Source organism: Streptomyces qinglanensis, from assembly GCF_900111245.1.
GTDB lineage: Bacteria > Actinomycetota > Actinomycetes > Streptomycetales > Streptomycetaceae > Streptomyces > Streptomyces qinglanensis.
Genome location: NZ_FOGO01000007.1, coordinates 102,201 through 121,798, shown reverse-complemented (window position 1 = coordinate 121,798; position 19,598 = coordinate 102,201). Strand labels below are relative to the sequence as shown.

At 74.5% G+C, this 19,598-nt stretch carries 17 protein-coding genes; 10 read left to right on the top strand and 7 right to left on the bottom strand.

Going from position 1 to position 19,598, the window contains the following annotated elements; genetic code table 11:
- The first annotated feature begins 2 nt into the window (after nt 1–2).
- The 7 genes from BMX65_RS16420 to BMX65_RS16390 are packed head-to-tail and all read left to right on the top strand — an operon-like array spanning nt 3 to nt 7,768.
- A complete protein-coding gene (locus BMX65_RS16420) occupies nt 3–1,034 on the top strand; it encodes an NAD-dependent epimerase/dehydratase family protein (protein WP_075001045.1) in 1,032 nt (343 codons plus the stop codon).
- Between the two features lie 17 nt (nt 1,035–1,051).
- Nucleotides 1,052–2,344, top strand: coding sequence for a DUF4910 domain-containing protein (locus tag BMX65_RS16415; RefSeq protein WP_075001314.1), 1,293 nt, complete (start codon nt 1,052–1,054; stop codon nt 2,342–2,344).
- Nucleotides 2,341–3,657: an MATE family efflux transporter gene (locus BMX65_RS16410; protein WP_075001044.1), complete on the top strand. Its 1,317-nt coding sequence runs from the start codon at nt 2,341–2,343 to the stop codon at nt 3,655–3,657. Before BMX65_RS16415 ends, BMX65_RS16410 begins: the two co-directional genes overlap by 4 nt.
- Entirely contained in the window at nt 3,654–4,601 is a 948-nt protein-coding gene (locus BMX65_RS16405) for a glycosyltransferase family 2 protein (RefSeq protein WP_075001043.1), read from the top strand. Before BMX65_RS16410 ends, BMX65_RS16405 begins: the two co-directional genes overlap by 4 nt.
- Nucleotides 4,598–5,824, top strand: a complete 1,227-nt coding sequence (locus tag BMX65_RS16400; protein ID WP_075001042.1) for a polysaccharide pyruvyl transferase family protein — start codon at nt 4,598–4,600, stop codon at nt 5,822–5,824. Before BMX65_RS16405 ends, BMX65_RS16400 begins: the two co-directional genes overlap by 4 nt.
- Nucleotides 5,821–6,372, top strand: coding sequence for a dTDP-4-dehydrorhamnose 3,5-epimerase (gene rfbC, locus BMX65_RS16395; RefSeq protein ID WP_075001041.1), 552 nt, complete (start codon nt 5,821–5,823; stop codon nt 6,370–6,372). Before BMX65_RS16400 ends, rfbC begins: the two co-directional genes overlap by 4 nt.
- 7 nt (nt 6,373–6,379) lie before the next feature.
- Nucleotides 6,380–7,768 carry a glutamate-1-semialdehyde 2,1-aminomutase gene (locus BMX65_RS16390; RefSeq protein ID WP_075001040.1) on the top strand — a complete coding sequence of 463 codons (1,389 nt, stop codon included), beginning with the start codon at nt 6,380–6,382 and terminating at the stop codon, nt 7,766–7,768.
- Nucleotides 7,769–7,775: 7 nt separating this feature from the next.
- Here the strand turns inward: BMX65_RS16390 and BMX65_RS16385 are convergent, their stop codons facing one another.
- From BMX65_RS16385 to BMX65_RS16375, 3 genes are all read right to left on the bottom strand, one after another.
- Nucleotides 7,776–8,456: a phosphatase PAP2 family protein gene (locus tag BMX65_RS16385; protein ID WP_075001039.1), complete on the bottom strand. Its 681-nt coding sequence runs from the start codon at nt 8,454–8,456 to the stop codon at nt 7,776–7,778.
- 629 nt (nt 8,457–9,085) lie between these two features.
- On the bottom strand, nt 9,086–9,940 hold the full coding sequence (locus tag BMX65_RS16380) for a hypothetical protein (RefSeq protein WP_075001038.1): 855 nt from the start codon (nt 9,938–9,940) through the stop codon (nt 9,086–9,088).
- Nucleotides 9,940–11,205 carry a VWA domain-containing protein gene (locus BMX65_RS16375; protein WP_075001037.1) on the bottom strand — a complete coding sequence of 422 codons (1,266 nt, stop codon included), beginning with the start codon at nt 11,203–11,205 and terminating at the stop codon, nt 9,940–9,942. The genes BMX65_RS16380 and BMX65_RS16375 overlap by 1 nt, the downstream gene beginning before the upstream one ends.
- A 293-nt stretch (nt 11,206–11,498) precedes the next feature.
- Here BMX65_RS16375 and BMX65_RS16370 point away from each other — a divergent pair, with 293 nt between their 5' ends.
- On the top strand, nt 11,499–12,335 hold the full coding sequence (locus BMX65_RS16370; RefSeq protein WP_239502287.1) for a DUF8017 domain-containing protein: 837 nt from the start codon (nt 11,499–11,501) through the stop codon (nt 12,333–12,335).
- 301 nt (nt 12,336–12,636) lie between these two features.
- On the opposite strand, the gene BMX65_RS16365 is transcribed toward BMX65_RS16370, so the two are convergent.
- Entirely contained in the window at nt 12,637–13,362 is a 726-nt protein-coding gene (locus tag BMX65_RS16365) for an HAD family hydrolase (RefSeq protein WP_075001312.1), read from the bottom strand.
- A gap of 116 nt (nt 13,363–13,478) precedes the next feature.
- Here BMX65_RS16365 and BMX65_RS16360 point away from each other — a divergent pair, with 116 nt between their 5' ends.
- Together BMX65_RS16360 and BMX65_RS16355 are read left to right on the top strand one after the other, a co-directional pair.
- On the top strand, nt 13,479–15,047 hold the full coding sequence (locus BMX65_RS16360) for an FUSC family protein (RefSeq protein WP_075001036.1): 1,569 nt from the start codon (nt 13,479–13,481) through the stop codon (nt 15,045–15,047).
- A gap of 235 nt (nt 15,048–15,282) precedes the next feature.
- On the top strand, nt 15,283–16,425 hold the full coding sequence (locus BMX65_RS16355; RefSeq protein WP_075001035.1) for a lactonase family protein: 1,143 nt from the start codon (nt 15,283–15,285) through the stop codon (nt 16,423–16,425).
- A gap of 115 nt (nt 16,426–16,540) precedes the next feature.
- Here the strand turns inward: BMX65_RS16355 and BMX65_RS16350 are convergent, their stop codons facing one another.
- From BMX65_RS16350 to BMX65_RS16340, 3 genes are all read right to left on the bottom strand, one after another.
- On the bottom strand, nt 16,541–17,512 hold the full coding sequence (locus tag BMX65_RS16350; protein WP_107437503.1) for a sirohydrochlorin chelatase family protein: 972 nt from the start codon (nt 17,510–17,512) through the stop codon (nt 16,541–16,543).
- Nucleotides 17,513–17,718: 206 nt separating this feature from the next.
- Nucleotides 17,719–18,870, bottom strand: a complete 1,152-nt coding sequence (locus BMX65_RS16345; protein ID WP_075001033.1) for an N-acetylglucosamine kinase — start codon at nt 18,868–18,870, stop codon at nt 17,719–17,721.
- Nucleotides 18,867–19,544, bottom strand: a complete 678-nt coding sequence (locus BMX65_RS16340; RefSeq protein ID WP_075001032.1) for a uracil-DNA glycosylase — start codon at nt 19,542–19,544, stop codon at nt 18,867–18,869. Before BMX65_RS16340 ends, BMX65_RS16345 begins: the two co-directional genes overlap by 4 nt.
- Nucleotides 19,545–19,598 lie beyond the last annotated feature (54 nt).

Sequence of the window (19,598 nt, the reverse complement as noted above, 5' to 3'; positions counted from 1 at the left end):
CCATGCGCGTGCTGCTGACCGGACACCAGGGCTATCTGGGCACCGTGATGGCCCCGGTCCTCGCCGAGGCCGGGCACGACGTCGTCGGCCTCGACGCCGGCCTGTTCGCCGACTGCGTGCTGGGGCCGCCCCCCGCCGACCCGCCGGGAGCCGGGGGAGAGGCCGACCTGCGCGACGTCACGGCCGCACACGTGGCGGGGTTCGACGCGGTGATCCACCTGGCCGCGCTGTCCAACGACCCGCTGGGCGCGCTGGCGCCGGAGCTGACCTACGACATCAACCACCGCGCTTCGGTGCGGCTGGCCCGCCTGGCCCGCGAGGCGGGGGTGCGACGCTTCCTGTACGCGTCGACCTGCTCCGTCTACGGCGCCGCCGGGGGCGGCGAACTGGTGGCCGAGGACGCCCCGCTGCGCCCGGTGACCCCGTACGCGGAGTCCAAGGTGCGGGTGGAGGACGACCTGCACGCGCTGGCCGACGGCGACTTCAGCCCGGTGTACATGCGCAACGCCACCGCCTTCGGCTACTCGCCCCGGCTGCGCGCCGACATCGTGCTGAACAACCTCGTGGGCCACGCGCTGCTGTCCGGCGAGGTGCTGGTGCTCTCCGACGGCACGCCCTGGCGCCCGCTGGTGCACGCAGCCGACATCGCACGGGCTTTCGCGGCGGCGCTGACCGCGCCGCGGGAGGCGGTGCACGACCGGGCCTTCAACATCGGCAGCGAGATCAACAATGTCACGGTCGCCGAGATCGCCGAGGAGGTCGCCGCCGCGGTGCCCGGCTCGCGTGTGGTGATCACCGGGGAGACCGGTGCCGACCCCCGGTCCTACCGGGTGGACTTCTCCCGGTTCCGCGCCGCGGTCCCCGGCTTCGAGTGCGCATGGACCGTGAAACAGGGCGCGCTCGAACTCGCCGACGCCTACCGGGAGCACGGCCTGACCCGGGAGGACTTCGAACACCGCTTCACCCGGCTGGCCGTGCTGCGTGCCGCGTCCGAGGCCGGAGCCGTCGACGAGACCCTGCGGAGGCGCCGGTGACCGCCGTCGGCGACGCGATGTACGCCCTGGTGGAGCGGCTGTACCCGCTCTGCCGGAGCATCACCGGCGACGGAGTGCGCGCCACCCTGGAGATCGTCGGCGAGTATCTCCCGCTGCAGGTGCACGAGGTGCCGACCGGCACCCGGGTGCTGGACTGGACGGTGCCGCAGGAGTGGAACATCCGGGAGGCGTACATCGCCGACAGCACGGGCCGCCGGGTCGTCGACTTCGCCGACTCCAGCCTGCACGTGCTCGGCTACAGCGTGCCGGTGTCGGCGACCATGCCGCTGGCCGAACTGCGCGCGCACCTGCACACCCTGCCCGACCATCCGTCCTGGGTGCCCTACCGCACCAGCTACTACGCGCCCGAATGGGGGTTCTGCCTGGCCCAGGAGACCTTGGACGCGCTGCCGGAGGGCACGTACGAGGTGCGCATCGACTCCGCGCTCACCGACGGCCACCTCACCTACGCCGAGCACGTCGTCCCCGGGCAGGTCGCCGACGAGGTGCTGGTCTCCTGCCACGTGTGCCACCCGTCGCTGGCCAACGACAACCTGGCCGGCATCGCGGTGGCGACCTACCTGGCCCGCGCGCTGGCGGAGCGCACGCCGTGGTACACCTACCGGTTCCTGTTCGCCCCCGGCACCATCGGCGCGATCACCTGGCTGGCCCGCAACGCGGACCGGGTGCAAGGGGCGTCCGCGGCACGGGCGGAACCGGGAGCCGGGGGACGGGTCGAGCACGGGCTGGTGCTCGCCTGCGCGGGCGACCGGGGCGGACTGACGTACAAGCAGAGCAGGCGCGGGGACGCGGAGATCGACCGGGTGCTGCGGCACGTGCTGCGCGGCTCCGAACGCCCCCACCGGATCACGGAGTTCACTCCCTACGGCTACGACGAGCGGCAGTTCTGCTCACCCGGGTTCGACCTCGGCGTGGGCTCGCTCTGCCGGACCCCGTACGCCGGATACCCCGAGTACCACACCTCGGCGGACAACCTGGACTTCGTCGCCCCGGAGGCGATGGCCGACACACTCGCCGTCTGCCGGGAGGCGTTCGCCGTGCTGGACCGCAACCGGCGCTACGTCAACCTCAGCCCCTACGGCGAACCGCAACTGGGCCGCCGCGGGCTGTACGAGTCGCTCGGCGGCCGCAGCGACGCGAAGCAGGCCCAACTCGCCATGCTCTGGGTGCTCAGCCTCTCCGAGGGCGAGCACAGCCTGCTGGACATCGCCGAGCGGTCCGGGCTGCCGTTCGACACCGTCGCCGTCGCAGCCGACGCCCTGCACAAGGCAGGGCTGATCAAGGCATGACGCCGATGAGCACCGAGGGGGAGCGCACAGCGCCGCCGGCTCCGGCCGGGCGCTCCGGGCCGGCCGCCCGGCGGGCCGTGGTCGGCCGGCTCTCCTGGGGGCTGGCCGACCAGGCGGCCTCCAGCATGACCAACTTCGCGGTGGGCGTCTATGTGGCGCGCTCGCTCGGGCTGGCCGCGTTCGGCGCGTTCAGCCTGGCCTGGGTGACCTACGGCGTGGTGCTCAGCATCTCCCGCGGCATGGCCACCGACCCGCTCGTGGTGCGCTTCAGCGGCGTGCCGGAGGCATCCTGGCGCGGCGCCGTGGCCCGCGCTTCGGGAACCGCACTCGGCGTCGGCGCCGCCGTCGGTGCGGCGTGCCTGGCACTCGGACCGGCGCTCGGCGGGCAGGTGGGGTCCGCGTTCGCCTGCCTCGGCGCGCTGCTGCCGGGGCTGCTGCTGCAGGACGCCTGGCGGTACGCGTTCTTCGCGGCGGGCACCGGACGGAAGGCGTTCGTCAACGACCTCGTGTGGGGCGTCGCGCTCGTCCCGGCCATGGTGTGCGCGGCCCGCGTGGGCAGCGTCGCCGCCTTCGTGCTCGCCTGGGGCGCGTCCGCCGCGGTGGCCGCCGCCTACGGCTGCCTCCAGTCCGGCATCCTGCCCCGGCTCACCGGAGTGCGCGCGTGGCTGCGTGAGCACCGCGACCTGGGCTACCGGTACCTGGTCGAGAACACCTGCGTCAGCGGCGCGAGCCAACTGCGGGCATACGGGCTCGGCGCGATCGCCGGGGTCGGCGCGGTGGGCGTGATCCGGGGCGCCGAACTCCTGCTCGGCCCGTTCCTCGCCGTGCTGATGGGGCTCTCGCTGGTCACCGTCGCGGAGGCGGCACGGGTGCTGCGACGGGCCCCGCACCGGCTGGGCCCGTTCTGCCTGCTGCTGGGCGGCGGGCAGGCCGCCGCCGCGCTGCTGTGGGGCGGGGCGCTGCTGCTCCTGCCGGACCGGGTCGGTGCGCTGGTGCTCGGCGACGTCTGGCACTCCGCCGCGGAGCTCATCGTGCCGGCCACGCTCGGCGTCGCGGGCGCCGGCCTCGGCACCGGTGCGGCCGCCGGGCTGCGCGCGCTCGCCGCCGCCCGGCGCAGCCTGCGCAGCCAACTGGTCGCCTCCGCCTGCTATGTCGGCGGCGGGCTCGGCGGGGCAGCCGCGGCCGGCACGGTCGGCTCCGCCTGGGGCGTGGCCGCCGCGACCCTCCTGGGCTCGGCTGTGTGGTGGCTGCAGCTCCGGTCCGCCCTGCGCGAGCGCCACCACCACCCCATCCGCGAAGTGAGGACGCCATGAAAGCGCATCCCCGGCTGAGCATCGGCCTGCCCGTGTACAACGGCGAGGAGTACCTCGCCGAGGCGCTCGACGCGCTGCTCGGCCAGACCTACGAGGACTTCGAACTGGTCGTCTCCGACAATGCCTCGACCGACGGGACCGAGGACATCTGCCGCACGTACGCCGCGCGGGACCCCCGCATCCGCTACCTCCGGCTGCGCCGGAACATCGGTGCCGCGCCGAACCACAACCACGTCTTCACCCAGTGCCGCGGCGAGCTGTTCAAGTGGGCCTCGCACGACGACCTCTACGCCCGTGACCTGCTGCGCCGTTGTGTGGAGGCGCTGGACGCGCGGCCTGACGTGGTCCTCGCGCACTCCGGCCAGGCGGTCATCGACGGCGAAGGGCAGCTCAAGGTCCCCTACGAGTACGGGCTGGCCACCGCTTCCCCGCACGCGCCCGAGCGCTTCCGCAGCTTCCTGTTCGAGCCCGGTGGCGACGACTTCTACGGGGTGATGCGCGCCGACATGCTGCGCCGCGTGAAGCCGCACGACAGCTACCACCACGCGGACCGGACGTTCGTCGCCGAGATCGTCCTGCACGGGCCCTTCCACCAGGTGCCGGAGCTCTTGTACTTCCGCCGCGACCATCCCACCCGCGCCGAGCGCGCCAACCCCGGCAAGCGCTCCCGGTGCGTCAACCTGGACCCGCGGCGGGCGGGCCCGCTGCACCCGACGCCGCGGCTGCTCGCCGAGTACGTCTGGGGATTCGCCTCGGCGATTCGGCGGGCGCCGCTGTCCACGGCCGACCGGCGCGCGTGCTACCGCCACCTGGCCGCGTGGATGACCAGCCGGGTCCGTCCCGGCGCCGGCGAGCGGGTCGAGGACCGTGCCCCGGCCGACCCGGCCGCGCTCACCGTCTCCGTCGACGACCTCGTCGCGGGCCGCGAGGGGCGACGGACATGAGAACTCCCGTACGCGTCGGAGTCTTCGGACTGCTCGGCTCCGGCAACCTGGGCAACGACGGATCGCTGGAGGCCGTGCTCGGCTACCTGCGCGCCGAGCATCCGGAGGCGGTCGTGGACGCGCTGTGCGGCGGGCCCGAGGCCGTCGCGGCCCGGTACGGGATTCCCGCGACGCGGCTGCACTGGTACCGCGGGGAGTACCGGACCGCGTCCCGGGTGGCCTCGATCGCGGGCAAGGGACTGGGCAAGCTCGTCGACGCGGTCCGCACGGCCGCCTGGGTGCGCCGGCACGACGTGGTGATCGTGCCGGGCATGGGCGTTCTGGAGGCCACGCTGCCGCTGCGGCCGTGGGGCTTCCCGTATGCGCTCTTCCTGCTCTGTGCGTCCGGCCGGCTGTTCGGCACCCGGGTCGCGCTCGTGGGCGTCGGTGCCGCCGCGATCGGCGACCGGGCGACCCGGGCCCTGGTGCGCTGGTCCGCGCGGCTGGCGGCCTACCGGTCGTACCGGGACGACCTGTCCCGTGACGCGATGCGGGAGATGGGTGTGGACACCGCGCGCGACGCGGTCCACCCGGACCTCGCGTTCGCCCTGCCCGCACCACCGGCCGGGCGGGACTCCGGCCGGCCCGGACTGGTCTGCGTCGGCGTCATGGACTTCCACGGCGGCGACGACGACCGCGCCCGTGCCGAGGAGATCCACCGTCGCTACCTCGACGGCACGACCCGGTTCGTGCGCACGCTGGTCCAGGAGGGCAGGCCGGTCCGGCTGCTCACCGGCGACGAGTGCGACGCCCGCGTGGTCGACGCGATCCTCGAAGCCGTGGACTCGCCGCTGGTCGGCGCCGCCGAGACGACCTCGCTGGCCGACCTCATGAGGGAGACGGCGGCGGCCGGCACCGTGGTGGCGACCCGCTACCACAACCTGGTCTGCGCGCTGAAGGCCGGCACCCCGACGCTCGCCCTCAGCTATGCGGCCAAGAGCGACGCGCTCATGGCACGGATGGGACTGGACGCGTACTGCCACCCGGCCCGCGAGGTCGACGCCGACCGGCTGCTGGAGCAGTTCCGCGCGCTGGAGAAGCGGTCGGCCGAGCTGCGCCAGACCCTCGCCGAACGCAACCGGCTCACCACCCGGCAACTCCGGGACCAGTTCGGCGCCTTGACGGCCGCCCTGTTCCCGGCGCACGACCACCCGCACATCCGCACCCGGCAGGAGACTCCATGAAGGCGACCCACGTCCCGGCGATCGCCGGCGCATACCTGTTCGAGCCGACGCCGTACGCCGACGAACGCGGGTTCTTCTGCCGCACCTTCGACGCCGACGTGATCCGCTCGGTGGGCCTCGACCCGGACGCCTTCGTCCAGGACAGCGTGTCCCGCTCGGTGCGGGGCGTGCTGCGCGGCCTGCACCTGCGTTCCGGCAGGGGCGAGGCCAAGCTGGTCCGGTGCTCGTACGGGCAGATCTTCGACGTCGTCGTGGACCTGCGGCCACACTCGCCGACCCACCGCAACGTGGCCACCTTCGAGCTGTCCGGCGAGACGCAGGCGACCCTGTACATCCCGGCGGGCTGCGCCCACGGCTTCCAGGCGCTGAGCGACACCGCCGACACCTCCTACCGGATCGACCGCCCGCACGATCCGGCGGAGGACGTGACGATCGCCTCCGACGATCCGGAGCTGGCCATCGGCTGGCCGCTGCCGGTCACCTCGATGTCCCGGCGGGACCGGGAGGCGCCGAGCCTCGCCGACGTCCTGAAGCACATGGAGAGGTGAGGCCGACATGGACACCGAAAGCCCCGAACGTTCCGACAGCGCGGCCGCGGCCGCGACCGCCCGAGCCACAGCAGACAGCGGGGAGTTCAGCCTCCCCCGGTCGCGGGCGGCGAACGAGCGGCTGCACGCCCTGATCCCCGGCGGTGCACACACCTACGCCAAGGGCGACGACCAGTACCCCGCCGACCTCGCCCCGGTCATCAGTCACGGCCACGGTGCCCATGTGTGGGACCTGGACGGCAACCGCTACATCGAGTACGGCTCCGGCCTGCGTTCGGTCAGCCTCGGTCACGCGCATCCGCGTGTGCTGGAGGCGGTACGGCGGGAACTCGACCGCGGGAGCAACTTCGTCCGGCCGTCCGTCGTGGAGGTCGAAGCGGCGGAGCGCTTCCTGGCCACGGTGCCGACCGCCGAGATGGTGAAGTTCGCCAAGAACGGCTCCGACGCCACCACGGCCGCGGTGCGCCTCGCCCGCGCCGCCACCGGACGCCCGCGGGTGGCCCTCTGCGGCGACCATCCGTTCTTCTCCGTCGACGACTGGTTCATCGGCACCACGCCGATGTCCGCCGGGGTCCCGGCGGCGACCGCCGACCTCACGGTGACGTTCCCCTACGGGGACCTGGCCGCCACCCAGGAACTGCTCACCCGGTACCGGGACGAGATCGCCTGCCTGGTCCTCGAACCCGCCTCCCACACCGAGCCCCCGCCCGGATACCTCGCCGGTCTGCGCGAACTGGCCGACCGGCACGGCTGCGTACTGGTCTTCGACGAGATGATCACCGGCTTCCGCTGGTCCGAGGCGGGCGCCCAGGGCCTGTACGGCGTGGTCCCCGACCTCTCCACGTTCGGCAAGGCGCTGGGCAACGGATTCGCCGTCTCCGCGCTGGCCGGGCGCCGCGAGCTGATGGAGCGTGGCGGACTGCGGCACCCCGGCGACCGGGTGTTCCTGCTGTCCACCACGCACGGTGCGGAGACGCATGCCCTGTCCGCCGCGCAGGCCGTGCTGACCACCTACGTCGAGGAAGGCATCACCGCACGGCTGCACGTCCTCGGCGAGCGGCTGGCCGCCGGTGTCCGGGAGGCCGCCGCGAGCGCGGGCGTCGGCGACCACCTCGTCCTCCGGGGCCGGGCCAGCAACCTGGTGTTCGCCACCCTGGACGAGAACCGGCAGCCCTCGCAGCAGTACCGCACCCTCTTCCTGCGCCACCTGCTCGCCGGCGGAGTGCTGGCCCCGTCGTTCGTGGTGAGCAGCGCGCTCGACGAGGCCGACATCGACCGCACCGTCGAGGTGGTGGCCCGGGCCTGCGCGGTGTACCGGAAGGCGCTCGACGCCGCCGATCCCACCCCTTGGCTGGGCGGGCGGCCCGTGCGGCCCGTGTTCCGGCGGTCGGCCTGACGTAGCGTCAGTGCCGCTCCGGCAGCGCGGCCCGGTCCGTGCGGCCGACCCGTCGGTCGGCCGCACGGTCGATCAGCCGGGCGGTCACCGGTGTCACCGCCAGCGCGGTGCACCAGCCGCCGAGGGCATCGGTCGGGTAGTGCGCCCCCAGGGCCACCTGTGCCCAGCCCATGGCGGCACCGCCGATCAGTGCCGCGGCGAACACCAGGAGCGTGCCGACCGCCCTGCCGGGACCGAACCGGCCGACCGCAGGCAGCGCCACGGCCAGGGCCAGTGCGGTGGCGAAGGCGGTGTGCCCGCTCGGGTAGGACAGATACCCGCCGTTGATGGTGCGCCCCACCAGGTGCTTGAGCAGCGTCGTCGCCCCCACGGCCAGGCCCGTGCCGACCACCGTGAGCACCGCCGCGCGAAACCACCGGACCAGCAGGCAGCTCGTCACCGCGGCCGCGACCAGCATCGCCGCCCCCGCGGGCTCTCCCAGGAAGTCCGTGGCCACGGCGAGCTGCCGCCACGGCGGCCCCGCCCCCTCGGCCACCGCCCGGATCCGCGCCTCCACCCTGCCGGCCTCGCTGTCCCCGGCGTACCGGACCCCGAGCACGGCGACCAGCAGTGCGGCGAGAGCCGCGGCCGGCCCGAACGACGCGCGCAGCGGGGGAGCCAGCACCGCGGGCGCCGCCCGCCCGGTCACCCGCCCACCGCGCTGGGCCGGCCCGCGGCAGCGACGTGCCTCCCCGCCGCGCCGCACTCCGCCGCGCGGCGGGGACCGGGCCCCGTACGGACCGCACCCCGCCGCCCGCCGACACGGCCCGGCCCGTCGGCCTCCGCAGCCCGCGCGGCCGGACCGAGCGGGACTCCGGACCCGGCGGTCCCGTACCCGGCCGGGCCGAAGGCCGGGCCTGTTCCGTCCAGCTGATGCATCGTCGCCCCCACCCTGTCGGCCCGGTCGTGCCCGGCCTGTCGTCACCGGCCCCGCGGGGCCCGGCCCCTCCCTCGGCGACCGCAACCGCCCGACGGGCACCCGCTCCCGGCCGAACGACTCCGCCGCGTGCCCGTCGGCCCGCGCCCTACCGGATGCGTCCCCCGCGCTCGCGCCCCCGGAGGGCAGACCGGGACCGGCCGCCACGTATCACCCTAACGAGCAACCCGGTCGCGGCAACCGGGCCTTGCGGACCCGCCAACGGCTTGGTGACGCCGTGCCGGGCGGGCAGCCATGCGGCGCCCGGGGCGGGGTGCGGCCCCGGGCGCCGTACGGTACGTGGTCCGGACGGCGGGCGGGTGCGTCCGCCGTGTCCCGGGCCACGTACCGTGCCCGCTCGGTCAGGCGCGCGGTGGTGTCCGGGAGGGGCGTCCCGGACCGCGGGCGAGGACGTAGCCGCCGAGGGTGCCGAGGGCGGCCAGGACGCCTCCCGCGACGGTCCAGATCCAGCGGTCGGACCAGCGGCCGGAGGACCAGCCGTCCTCCGGCTCGACGGCCGCCGGAGCCTGCTGCGCGTCGGGGCTCGCGCCGTCCTCGCCGTCCTCGCCGTCCTCGGGCTCTTCGGCGTGCTTCCCGTCTCCCGCGGAGACTCCCGGGGTCAGGGGGGTGGACAGGGCCCCGTCGACCGCGTGCGCGCCGCCGGCGTCCTTGGCGACGGCCTCGACCTGCGCCCGTACCGGCAGGCCGAGGTCCTTCTCGGGGGCGTCCGCGGCGGTCAGTCGCAGGTAGTAACTGCCCGGCAGCGGGTGCGCCGACCACGGATCGTCCAGCGACCGCACCGGGCGCAGGGTGCAGGACAGCTCGACGGACGCGCTGTCATCGGTGGCCACCCTGCTCTGCATCCCGTACATGCAGGGCTGCCGGCGGCGCAGTCCGTCGTACACGTCGATGCGCCAGGTCGAGTCGCCGTGCCGGGCGGACTGCTCGGGCAGCTCCACCTCGGCCTTGAAGGTGGCGCGCTGCCCGGTGTCGAGGGGGAAGACCCAGTACAGGTAATCGCCGCTGGACGCGTTCGCGGTGGCCGAGCGGCCCGGCGGGACCGCTGTGGCATCCCGGAAGCCCGTACCGGCCCGGGTCGGCCCGGACTTGCTGTCCTCGGCGTCGGGCGAGGCGGTGTCCGCCGCCGCGCCGACCGTTCCCGCGAAGAGGGCTGCGCAGGTCAGCGCCGCGCTCGCCAGGGTGCGGATGATACGCATCAGTTGCCCCTCCTGACGGGGTTGCGCCAGCGGGAGAGCCAGCCCCACAGCAGTCCGGCCAGCAGACCGGAGAGCGTGAGGACGCCCAGCATCCACCAGCCGCGGCCCAGGCCGAAGGAGGCGACGTCGGCCGCCTCGCGCGGGCTCTCCACCAGGTCGACGGTCAGCTCCAGGGGCAGACCGGGCTCGGTCTTGACCGAGGCGGGCGCCGAGAAGGAGTTGCTGACCTGGAGGCACACGGTCTCCGGAGGTGCCTCGTCCTCGTCGGCGGGTGCCTTGGGATAGCGCAGGCCGGTGGATATCAGGTCGGTGCGCCCGTCGCCGGCCTCGGAACCGCGGACGATCTCCCGGCCGTGGACCGTGACGGCGCGGAGCAGAACGCCGTAGTCGTTGTGGACGGCCCGGTCGGCGCCGATGCTCACCGAGGCGCGCAGCTCCTTGCCGGGCGGGACCTCGACCCGGTAGAAGCGGTGCTGACCGAACTTCTCGCGGTCGCTGTACAGGCCCGGGCGCAGCTTCGGTGCCCGGGAGCAGGTCCGGGCGCCTTCAGTCGCCTCGGGGACGGCGACGGGGTCGGCCGTGCGGTCGACCAACTGGTTCACGCGGTCGGTGAGTTCCTCGGTGTGCCGGACGGAGGTGTAGGTGCCTCCGGTGGCCTCCGCGATGCAGCTGAGCTGTTCGCGGGTCTTGGCATCGGGGACCAGGCCGAGCGTGTCGACGGTCAGGTGGATGCCCTTCGCGGCGATCTCGCGTGCCACCACGCAGGGGTCGAGCGGTGCGCAGGTGTCCTCGCCGTCGGTGATGAGGACGATGCGGCGGGAACCCTCACCGCCCTCGAGGTCGTCCGCCGCGGCGCGCAGCGCCGGGCCGATGGGCGTCCAGCCGGTGGGCGCGAGCGTCGCCACGGAGGTCTTGGCCTCGGTGCGGTCCAGCGGGCCGACCCGGTAGAGCTGGTGGGTGTCCTTGCAGCCGACCTTCCGGTCGTCACCGCGGTAGCGGGCACCCAGCGTCCGGATACCGAGCTGGACTTCGTCCGGTACCGCGTCGATGACTTCGTTGAACGCCTGCTTGGCCGCGGCCATCCGGGACCGGCCGTCGATGTCGCGCTTCCGCATGGAGCCGCTGACGTCGAGCGTCAACTCGACTTTGGGGGCGTTCTCGTCCGACGCGGGCTCGGCGCTCGCGGTGCCGGTCGGGAGGAGCCCGAGGGGCAGGGCCATGAGCAGGGCGCACGCCCCGGTCACGAGCCGTCTTCTGGTGATCATCGCCAGATCGTAGTGAGTATCCGGAGGCGATCCAAAACGGCTGCGGACAGCGGTGACGAGGGGCCGTGCGCCGACCGTTGGCGCTGTCGGCGCCCGTCCGTCTGCCCTCTCCGCGGTCCGCCGGCCCGGTGTTCCGTACCGGGTTCCGGAATCCGGCGGGTCATGCGGTCGCTCGGGGTCGGCGTCCTTGTCGGGGGACGGTTTTGCGCGCCGTGTCACGGGCCGGTATGCGTCTCGTAAGGGAGGTCCGTCCGGTGCCGGAGCAGCGGCGCGGTTCACCTATGGTTTTGATCATGCATCAGTCAAAAGCTCCGCAGCACACCGCTCAGCATCCGCAGCCTGCCCCGGCGGCACCGGTCCACCGGAGGAAGAGGACCCTGGTCGCGGCCCTCGGCATAGGACTGGCCGTCGCGTTGAGCGGGTGCAACGACGACACCGGCAAAGGCAGTGACAAGGAGTCCGCCGCCGCCTCGAAGAGCCCCTCGGAGGGCGCCTCGCAGCCGTCCGAGCCGGCGGCTCCCGGGGGCGACGAGCCGATGGTCGAGGGCTGGCAGACCCAGACCTCGCAGAAGCACCACTTCCGCTACGACGTGCCCGCCAAGGCCGAGAAGTGGAAGGTCCTGGACAAGGGGACGGCCCTCTCCTACACGGACAAGGACGGCAAGCCGATCGTCGTCATGACCGCGGCGGCCGACTACCGCGAGGGCGGCTGCAGCTCCCACCCCAACCCCGATGCCATCGGCCAGGCGGGCAAGGGGCAGCTCGCCACCGTCGGTACCACCGGCGGCGGCAAGGAAGGCTCCCTCCAGGAGAACGCCCGCAACTGGGCCGGCAACTGGGGCTTCGCCGCGTACGGCGGGAAGGACCACAAGCCCAAGATCGAGGTCAGCCGGGCGAAGCCGTGGAAGCACGGCGGCATCGAGGGCTACACGGCGACCGCCCAGGTCACCGTCACCAACCGGCCCAGCGCGTGCGTGCCGCCGAAGGCCGTCGTGCACAGCATCGCGCAGAAGCTCCCCGACGGCACCATGCACGGCTGGGTGATCTACGCGGACCAGGGCGTGCCCGATGCGCTGTCCGCCGACGACATCAAGAAGATCATGAACACCGTCCGGCCCACGGGCGGCTGAGGCCCGCGCGGCCGGTCCCCTCCGGACCGGTCTCTGCGCGTGCGGTGCCGGGGGCGGTGGAGCACGGACGGCGGGAACCCCGTCCGTCATCCGCGCCTTTCCCTGTCACCCTCCTGTCCCTCTCCTGTTCCTGTCCTGTTCCTGTCCCGGGGGGGGGGCGATCCCGGGCGGCGGTCCCGGGCGGCGGTCCCGGCTCGTGCGTCCCGGGCCCGCGCTCCCTCTCCCGTGCCTTCCGCGTCCGCTCCCGCCTGGTGCGTCCCGAGGCGGGGCCCTCGCCCGTGTGCGTTCCGGGGCGGCGCCGTCACCTCTGCCGCGGGCCGCCGGAGGGCGGCCGGGAGGCGGCAGGGCGGCCGACCATCCAGTCGTAGATCTGCTGTGCGTCGCACTCGCGCTGACCGCCGGGAAACAGCAGGCCCGCGCCCGCGAACCCCGGATCGGCGGCCTGCTCGGCCAGATACGGCAGTGCGACACACCGCATGCCCGCACGGCGGGCGGCCTCGGCGCCCGCCGGGGCGTCCTCGACCGCCACGCAGTCGGCGGGGGAGACACCGAGTCTGCGGGCCGCTTCCAGGAAGACGTCCGGCCGGGGCTTGCCATGCGGCACCTCCTCCGCCGACACTCGGAGCGGAAGCAGCTCATCCAGGCTGGTCGCTCCGAGTACCGCGTCGATGGCGCCGCGCGACGATCCGGAGGCCACCGCCAGCGGATGCCCGCAGGCATGCAGATGTTCCACGAGCTTTCGCATCTCGGGGAACACCTCGGTGCCGGAGCGCACCGACTGGAGGTACAGGCGGTTCTTCTCGGCCAGCAGCGTCTCCACGGACGCGGTGAGCCGGTGTGCGCGGCGGAGTTCCGCGAGGGTCTCCCTGGTCCCGATCCCGATGAACCGTGCGTGCTCGGCCCAGGTGAAGCCCGGAACACCGTGTGTGGCGAGCAGGCGCCTGCCCGCCTCGTAGTAGTGCGGCTCGCTGTCGACGAGAGTGCCGTCCAGGTCGAAGACGACCGCGGGAGCGGCGGCAGAACTGATCACGTGCCCAGCATGTCAAACGCGCGCGATTTGGTCGCAGGTGGGAAGGGGTGCTTTCCTCTTCGTACCAGCATGTGGACGGATGGCCGACCAGGCCGGCCCGGATTGGAGGGGTTTTGGACAAGTCGCTTCGGAAGGCCGGGGGAAGGACCCCAGCACATCTCCTCCGTCGCACCGTCGCGGCACTCGGTCCCGAACGCTCTCACCGGGCGCGCGTCTCGGCACGCGCTGTCATCGGCATCGGACTCGCGGTCGCCGTCTGCGCGGCCGCCGGTCTGCCGCTGCAGGCCACCGTCGCGGGCGGGCTGGTGGCGCTGCTCGCGCTGTTCACCGTCGCGGACCCCACCGTAGGGGGGCAGGTCCGCACCACGGCGCTGCTGCCCGCTGCCGGCGCTCCCGTGCTCGCGCTGGCCGCGATTCTGCACCAGCAGCCGCTCGCCCGGGACGCCGCGTTCCTCGCGGTGGTCTTCGCCGGGGTGTACGCGCGCCGCTGGGGGCCGCGCGGCAATGCGCTGGGCATCTTCGCCTTCATGCAGTTCTTCGCCGCGCAGTTCCTGCGTACGGAGCCCGACCGGCTTCCGGAGACGTTCGCCGCCGGGCTGCTGGCGCTCGCGGCGGCCGCGCTCACCCGGTTCGTGCTGTGGCCGATCGAGCGCGGTGCGGTGCCGCAGCCCGCCATCGCGCCCGTCGGCGGCCGGGGGCTGGCCCGGCCCACCACCCGGCAGGCGTTCCAGGCGCTCGCCGCCTGCGGTTTCGCCCTGGCCGCGGGCCAGGCGCTCTCCCTGGACCGCTGGTACTGGGCGGTCGGCGCCGCCTGGTGGATCTTCGTGAACACCGCTTCCCGGGGCGAGACGCTCGTCCGCGGCTTCCGCCGGGTGCTGGGCACCGTCACCGGGCTCGCCGCCGGGCTGCTGGTCGCGGTGCCCGTGGACGGCGCCGTCGCGCCCACGCTCGCCGTCGTGGCCTGCTGTGTCTTCGGGATCTTCTACGCGGCGCCGCGGTCCTACTCGTGGATGATGTTCTTCGTCACGCTCATGGTCGGCATGCTCTACGGCCTGCTCGGCGTCCTCCACCCCGGACTGCTCGGGCTGCGTCTGGAGGAGACCGCGGTGGGCGCGCTGGGTGCCGTGCTCGCGGTCGCCCTCGTGCTGCCCGTCACCACGCACGCCGCGACCGAGGTGTGGATACGGCGCGCGGTGCACTGCGTGCACGAGTGCGCCAGGGAGGCGGCGGACCGCCTCGCGGGCGGCAGTGGCGACGGGCCCGAACCGCGGGTCGCGGAGCTGGAACTGCTGCTGGGGCGTGTGCGGCTGTCGGTCGCGCCGCTCGTCCATCCGCTCAGCCCGCTGCGCGCACGCAAGGCCAGGGCCCGCCAGGTGCTGGCCCTGCTGGACGACTGCGCCCGCCAGATCCGGGGTCTGGCCGAGGCCGCGGCCGATCCCGCCGCCTCGCACGACGCCCGGCTCACCGCGGCCTGCGAGCGCGTCGAGGCCGCGGTGCACCGGTTGGCGGTGCCGGCGCGGGCCCGGATCGCCCCGCCCGTCGGCAGCGCCGCCCCGGTGGCTGCCGCGGTCGCGGAGCCGCCCTCCTCCGGCGATCGCGCACTGGTGCATCTGCACGCCCTGGAGGACGCGCTCCACCAGCTCGCCGCGCCGCTGCACACCCACCCGAGAGCGGCCGCCTGAGGGCGCTGCACACCCACCCGGGAACGGCCCGCCTGAGGGCGCTGCACACCCACCCGGGAACGGCCGCCTGAGGGGGCAGTGCCGGTCCGCCTGTGCCCCGTCCGTCCGCCCGGTCCGGCGCAAGCAGAGCGCGCTCTGTTCGGAACAAGCCGACCTTCCGTTTGGTCCAGACCAAATGCCGGTCGCCTGCTACCGTCGTGCCTTCCGGACGGAGCGGCGGCGAAGGGGCGGCGCGATGCAGGGGGGCACGGGGCGGCACGCGCGGGCGTACATCGGATCGTTCACTTCCGCGGGGGGCCGGGGCATCACCACGGCGGCTCTCGACCCCCGCACCGGCGCGCTCAGCGCCCTGCACCACACCGACGACACCGTCGCCAACCCCTCATTCCTCGCCCTGGCGCCCGCGGGCGGCCTCCTCTACGCCGTCAGCGAGACCGACCGCGGCGCGGTCGCGGCGCTGCGCCTCGACGGCCCCGGCCCGGCCCGCAGTCCCGGCGCGGGCAGCCCTGCCGTCGGCCCGTTCCCCGCGCTGCTGGGCGGCACGGTGCCCGTCGAGGGCGCCGGTCCCACGCATCTGGCGGTGACCGGAGACAGCCTCTGCACCGCGAACTACACCTCCGGCAGCGTCAGCATGCTGCCCCTGCGCGCCGACGGCGCCCTTGGCGCGCCCGCGCGCACGCACCAGCACCGCGGTCGGGGCCCGGTCGCGGAGCGGCAGGAGGGGCCGCACGCACACGGCGTCACGCCCGACCCGTCAGGTCGCTGGCTGCTCTGCACCGACCTGGGAACCGACTCGGTGTGGATCTACGACCTGCGGGACGCCGCGGCCGGCGCCGGTCTGCGGCCGCACCGCGAGGTCCCGCTCCGCCCCGGAACCGGCCCCCGCCACCTGGCGTTCGGGCCCGCACCCTCCGGGTCCCGGCGGACCGCCGCCCGGCGGGCATATGTCGTCAACGAGCTGGACTCGACCGTGACGACCTGCAGTTGGGACCCCCGCCGAGGCGCCCTGGAGCCGCTCGGCGAGACCCGGCTCGTACCGCCGGAGCGTGCGGCGGCCGCCAATCACCCCTCCGCCCTCGCCCTCGCACCCGACGGGCGCTTCGCCTGGGCCGCCAACCGGGGCGACGACAGCATCGCCGTCCTGGACCTGGCCTCGTCCGCGCTTCCCGAGCGCGTCGCAACCGTCTCCTGCGGCGGCTGCTGGCCCCGCGACCTGGCGGTGCACCCGACAGGTCGCCGGCTCTACGCCGCCAACGAGCGCTCGGGCGACGTCACCTGGTTCGGAATCGACCCGGGCACCGGGATCCCGGTGCCCGTCGGCTCGCTGCCCGTGCCCTCGGCCTCCTGCGTCGTCATCGACCCGGCCGCCGGGGCGTGAGGCGCCGGGCGGCGGCGCTCCGGGCTCCGGAGGGGGCGGCCCGGCTCCGCCGGTCAGCAGGTGTGCTGCTCGCGGTTCGGCAGCCCGCGAGTCTCCCGGGCGGCCGGGCGGGCGCTCAGCGCGCCGTCGCCCCCTGCGGCTGCGCAATACCCGCCTTGGCGGCGTAGGTGGAGGCCACGAGCTTGCCCAGCGCCGGGTAGGCGCCCAGCGGTTCGGCAGTCGAGCAGCCCGCCTCCTCCGCTGCGGCCTCCAGCAGGCCCTCGGCGATCTCCGGGCCGATCAGGCACGGCGCGATGGCCAACTGCTGGGAGCCGGAGTTGCGGAGCTGCTCGGCGATCTGCTGGACGGCACCCTCGTCGTCGAGCGCCGCGGCCAGCACCGGCACCGCGAGCCGGGCGGCCAGCAGCATGCCGGTGATACCGGCCGCCTGCACCGCCTCTTCCCCGCCTATGGTCGCCAGGACGATGCCGTCGGCCGCCGTCGCGACCGTGAACAGCCGGGCCCGGTCGGCACGCGCCAGCCCCGCCTCGGAGAGCCGCACATGCACGCCTTCCGCCAGCAGCGGGTGCGGCCCCAGCACGTCGGTCAGCTCGGCGCCGGAGCCGCTGTTGAGGACCTCCTGGCGGATGTGGCGCAGCTGTGCGGCGTCCGGGCCCGCCAGCAGCGGCACCACCACCGCGGGCAGCCCGTCGTCGGCGGTGTCGGCCGGCGGTGCCGCGACCGCGGCCTCCTGCTCAGGAGAACCGGCCTCCTCCGCCATGGCCGCCGCCTCGCGCGCGTACCGGCGGCGTGTCGCCCGGTCCTCCACCGCCTGGCCGAGGGCGGAGCGGATGGTCGGGAACTCCCCGTCGTCGCCCTCGGTGAAACCGACGCGCGCGTCGAGGCCGGGCAGCTCCGAGCGTGCGATGCTCAGCGTCTCCTCGGCGAGACTGCGCGTGGCGCCGGAGGGGGCGCCGGGGACGGCCAGAACCAGTGCCGGCGCACCCTCGGGGGCGACGACGGGCTCCGGCCGGCGGTGCCGTCCGGGCTGGCGGGGACGTGGCATTCGTACGGGCAGGCCATTGTCCGGTCCTGTGGGGGAGCTCATGCGCCCGCATGCTAATGCCTTCATGGGCTTGGCTGTTCGGCCGGGGCAGACCGATGTGCTTATGTCCCGATTCATCCGAGCGAGGCGGCTGCTTCGCCGGGCATTCTGGAGTGCGGGCCCCCGCAGAGGATACGGTGCATGATGCGACGGCCCGCACTCCAAGCCCGGGCCGTCCGCTGTGCTGCCCGTATCACCTCAGTATCACCTCAGTCCGTGCGGCCCACCCCGCCGCGGGCCGTCGGCGGAGTGTCCGAGCCGTCCGGGCCCGTCACCGACAGCAGTGCGGGATCCCTCGGAAGCGCCAGGGTGCCGTCCGCCAGCCGCCCGGCGACCAGCAGCGCGCCCTCCAGCGGGCCGCCTGCCGCCTCCGCGATCCGGGCGTCCGGAAGCCGCTCGGCCAACTCCGTGCGCAGCGGGTCCTGCAGGGTCTCGCCGAGCTTGAACAGGCCCCCGGTGAAAGCGACCCGCACCGCCGGCCCCCGGTGCTCCGCCGGTTCGCGGCCGGCGGCCGGATCCCTCGCGGGCGGGAACGTACCCTCCCGGCCCGGGCACACCGCCTCGGCTGCGGCGGCGATCTCCCGGGCCGCCGCCCGCACGATCCCCGCCGCGACGGCATCCTCCTCGGCGCACCGGGCGACCTCGGGCGCGAACGAGGCGAGTACCGCTGCCCGGTCCGTGCGCGGATACAGCTGTCCGGGCAGTGCGCTCAGCGGGGTGCCGAACACCGCCTCGGCGCGCTTCCGCAGTGTCCGCGAGCCTCCCGTCCGGCCGTCGAACGCGCGCAGCGCCGCCTCCAGCCCGGAGCGCCCGATCCACGCGCCGCTGCCGCAGTCGCCCAGCAGATGACCCCAGCCGTCGGCGCGCCGCCAGATCTCCAGATCGGTGCCCATGGCGATCATCCCGGTTCCCGCCGCCACCACGGCACCGGGCTGTTCGCCCAGGGCACCGGCGTACCCGGTCACCGCGTCGGCGGCCAGCGCCAGGCGCCGCACCCCGAACTCCGCCGCGAACACGCCCGGCAGTTCGGCCCGCAGCCCCGTGCCGAGGGTCGCCATCCCGGCGGCGCCCACGCACGCCGCCGCGAGGTGTGCGGCGCCCGCGTCCGCCAGCAGCGCTCGGACCGCGGGCACCAACTGGCCGGTCAGGTGCGCCGCGTCGATTCCGGCCGGTCCGGTGCGTACCGGCTCGGGGCAGGTGACGGTGCCGACGGCTTCGGGTGGCCCGCCGCCGTCCGCGGACGCGGCGCCGGGGAGGCGGGCCAGCGCGACCCGGAGTCCGGAACCGCCCGAGTCCACGCCCAGCAGCCAGCCGCCCGCGCCCGGTGCGGCCGCTCCCGTGTCCTGCGCGGCCGCGGTCACGGCAGGCGCCAGTCCACAGGATCGGCCCCCTGGGCGGCGAGCAGTTCGTTGACCCGGCTGAAGGGCCGGGAGCCGAAGAAACCGCGATCGGCCGACATGGGTGAGGGGTGCGCGGACTCGACCGCGGGCAGTTCGCCCAGCAGCGGACGCAGGTTCCGGGCGTCGCGGCCCCACAGCACCGACACCATGGGGCGTCCGCGTGCGACCAGCGCGCGGATCGCCTGCTCGGTGACCTCCTCCCAGCCCTTGCCGCGGTGGGCCGCGGGCCGGCGCGGGGCCGTCGTCAGCGCCCTGTTGAGCAGCAGCACCCCCTGCTTCGTCCAGGGCGTCAGATCACCGCTCGTGGGGCGGGGGAGGCCGAGATCGCTGTGCATCTCCCGGAAGATGTTCTCCAGACTGCCCGGCAGCCGGCGGACCTCCGGAGCCACCGAGAAGGACAGCCCGACGGCGTGCCCGGGTGTGGGGTACGGATCCTGGCCCACGATGAGGACGCGCACCTCGTCGAAGGGCTGCTGGAAAGCCCGCAGCACGTTCGGCCCCGACGGCAGGTAGGTTCTCCCCGCGGCGACCTCCGCGCGGAGGAAGTCACCCATCGCGGCGATCCGTTCGGACACCGGTTCCAGCGCCTTCGCCCAGCCCGGTTCGACAATCTCGTTCAACGGTCGTGCAGCCACGAGCGGTCACTCTACTGGCTCAGCCGGGCGCTGCGGTCCGCACCGGAGATCTCC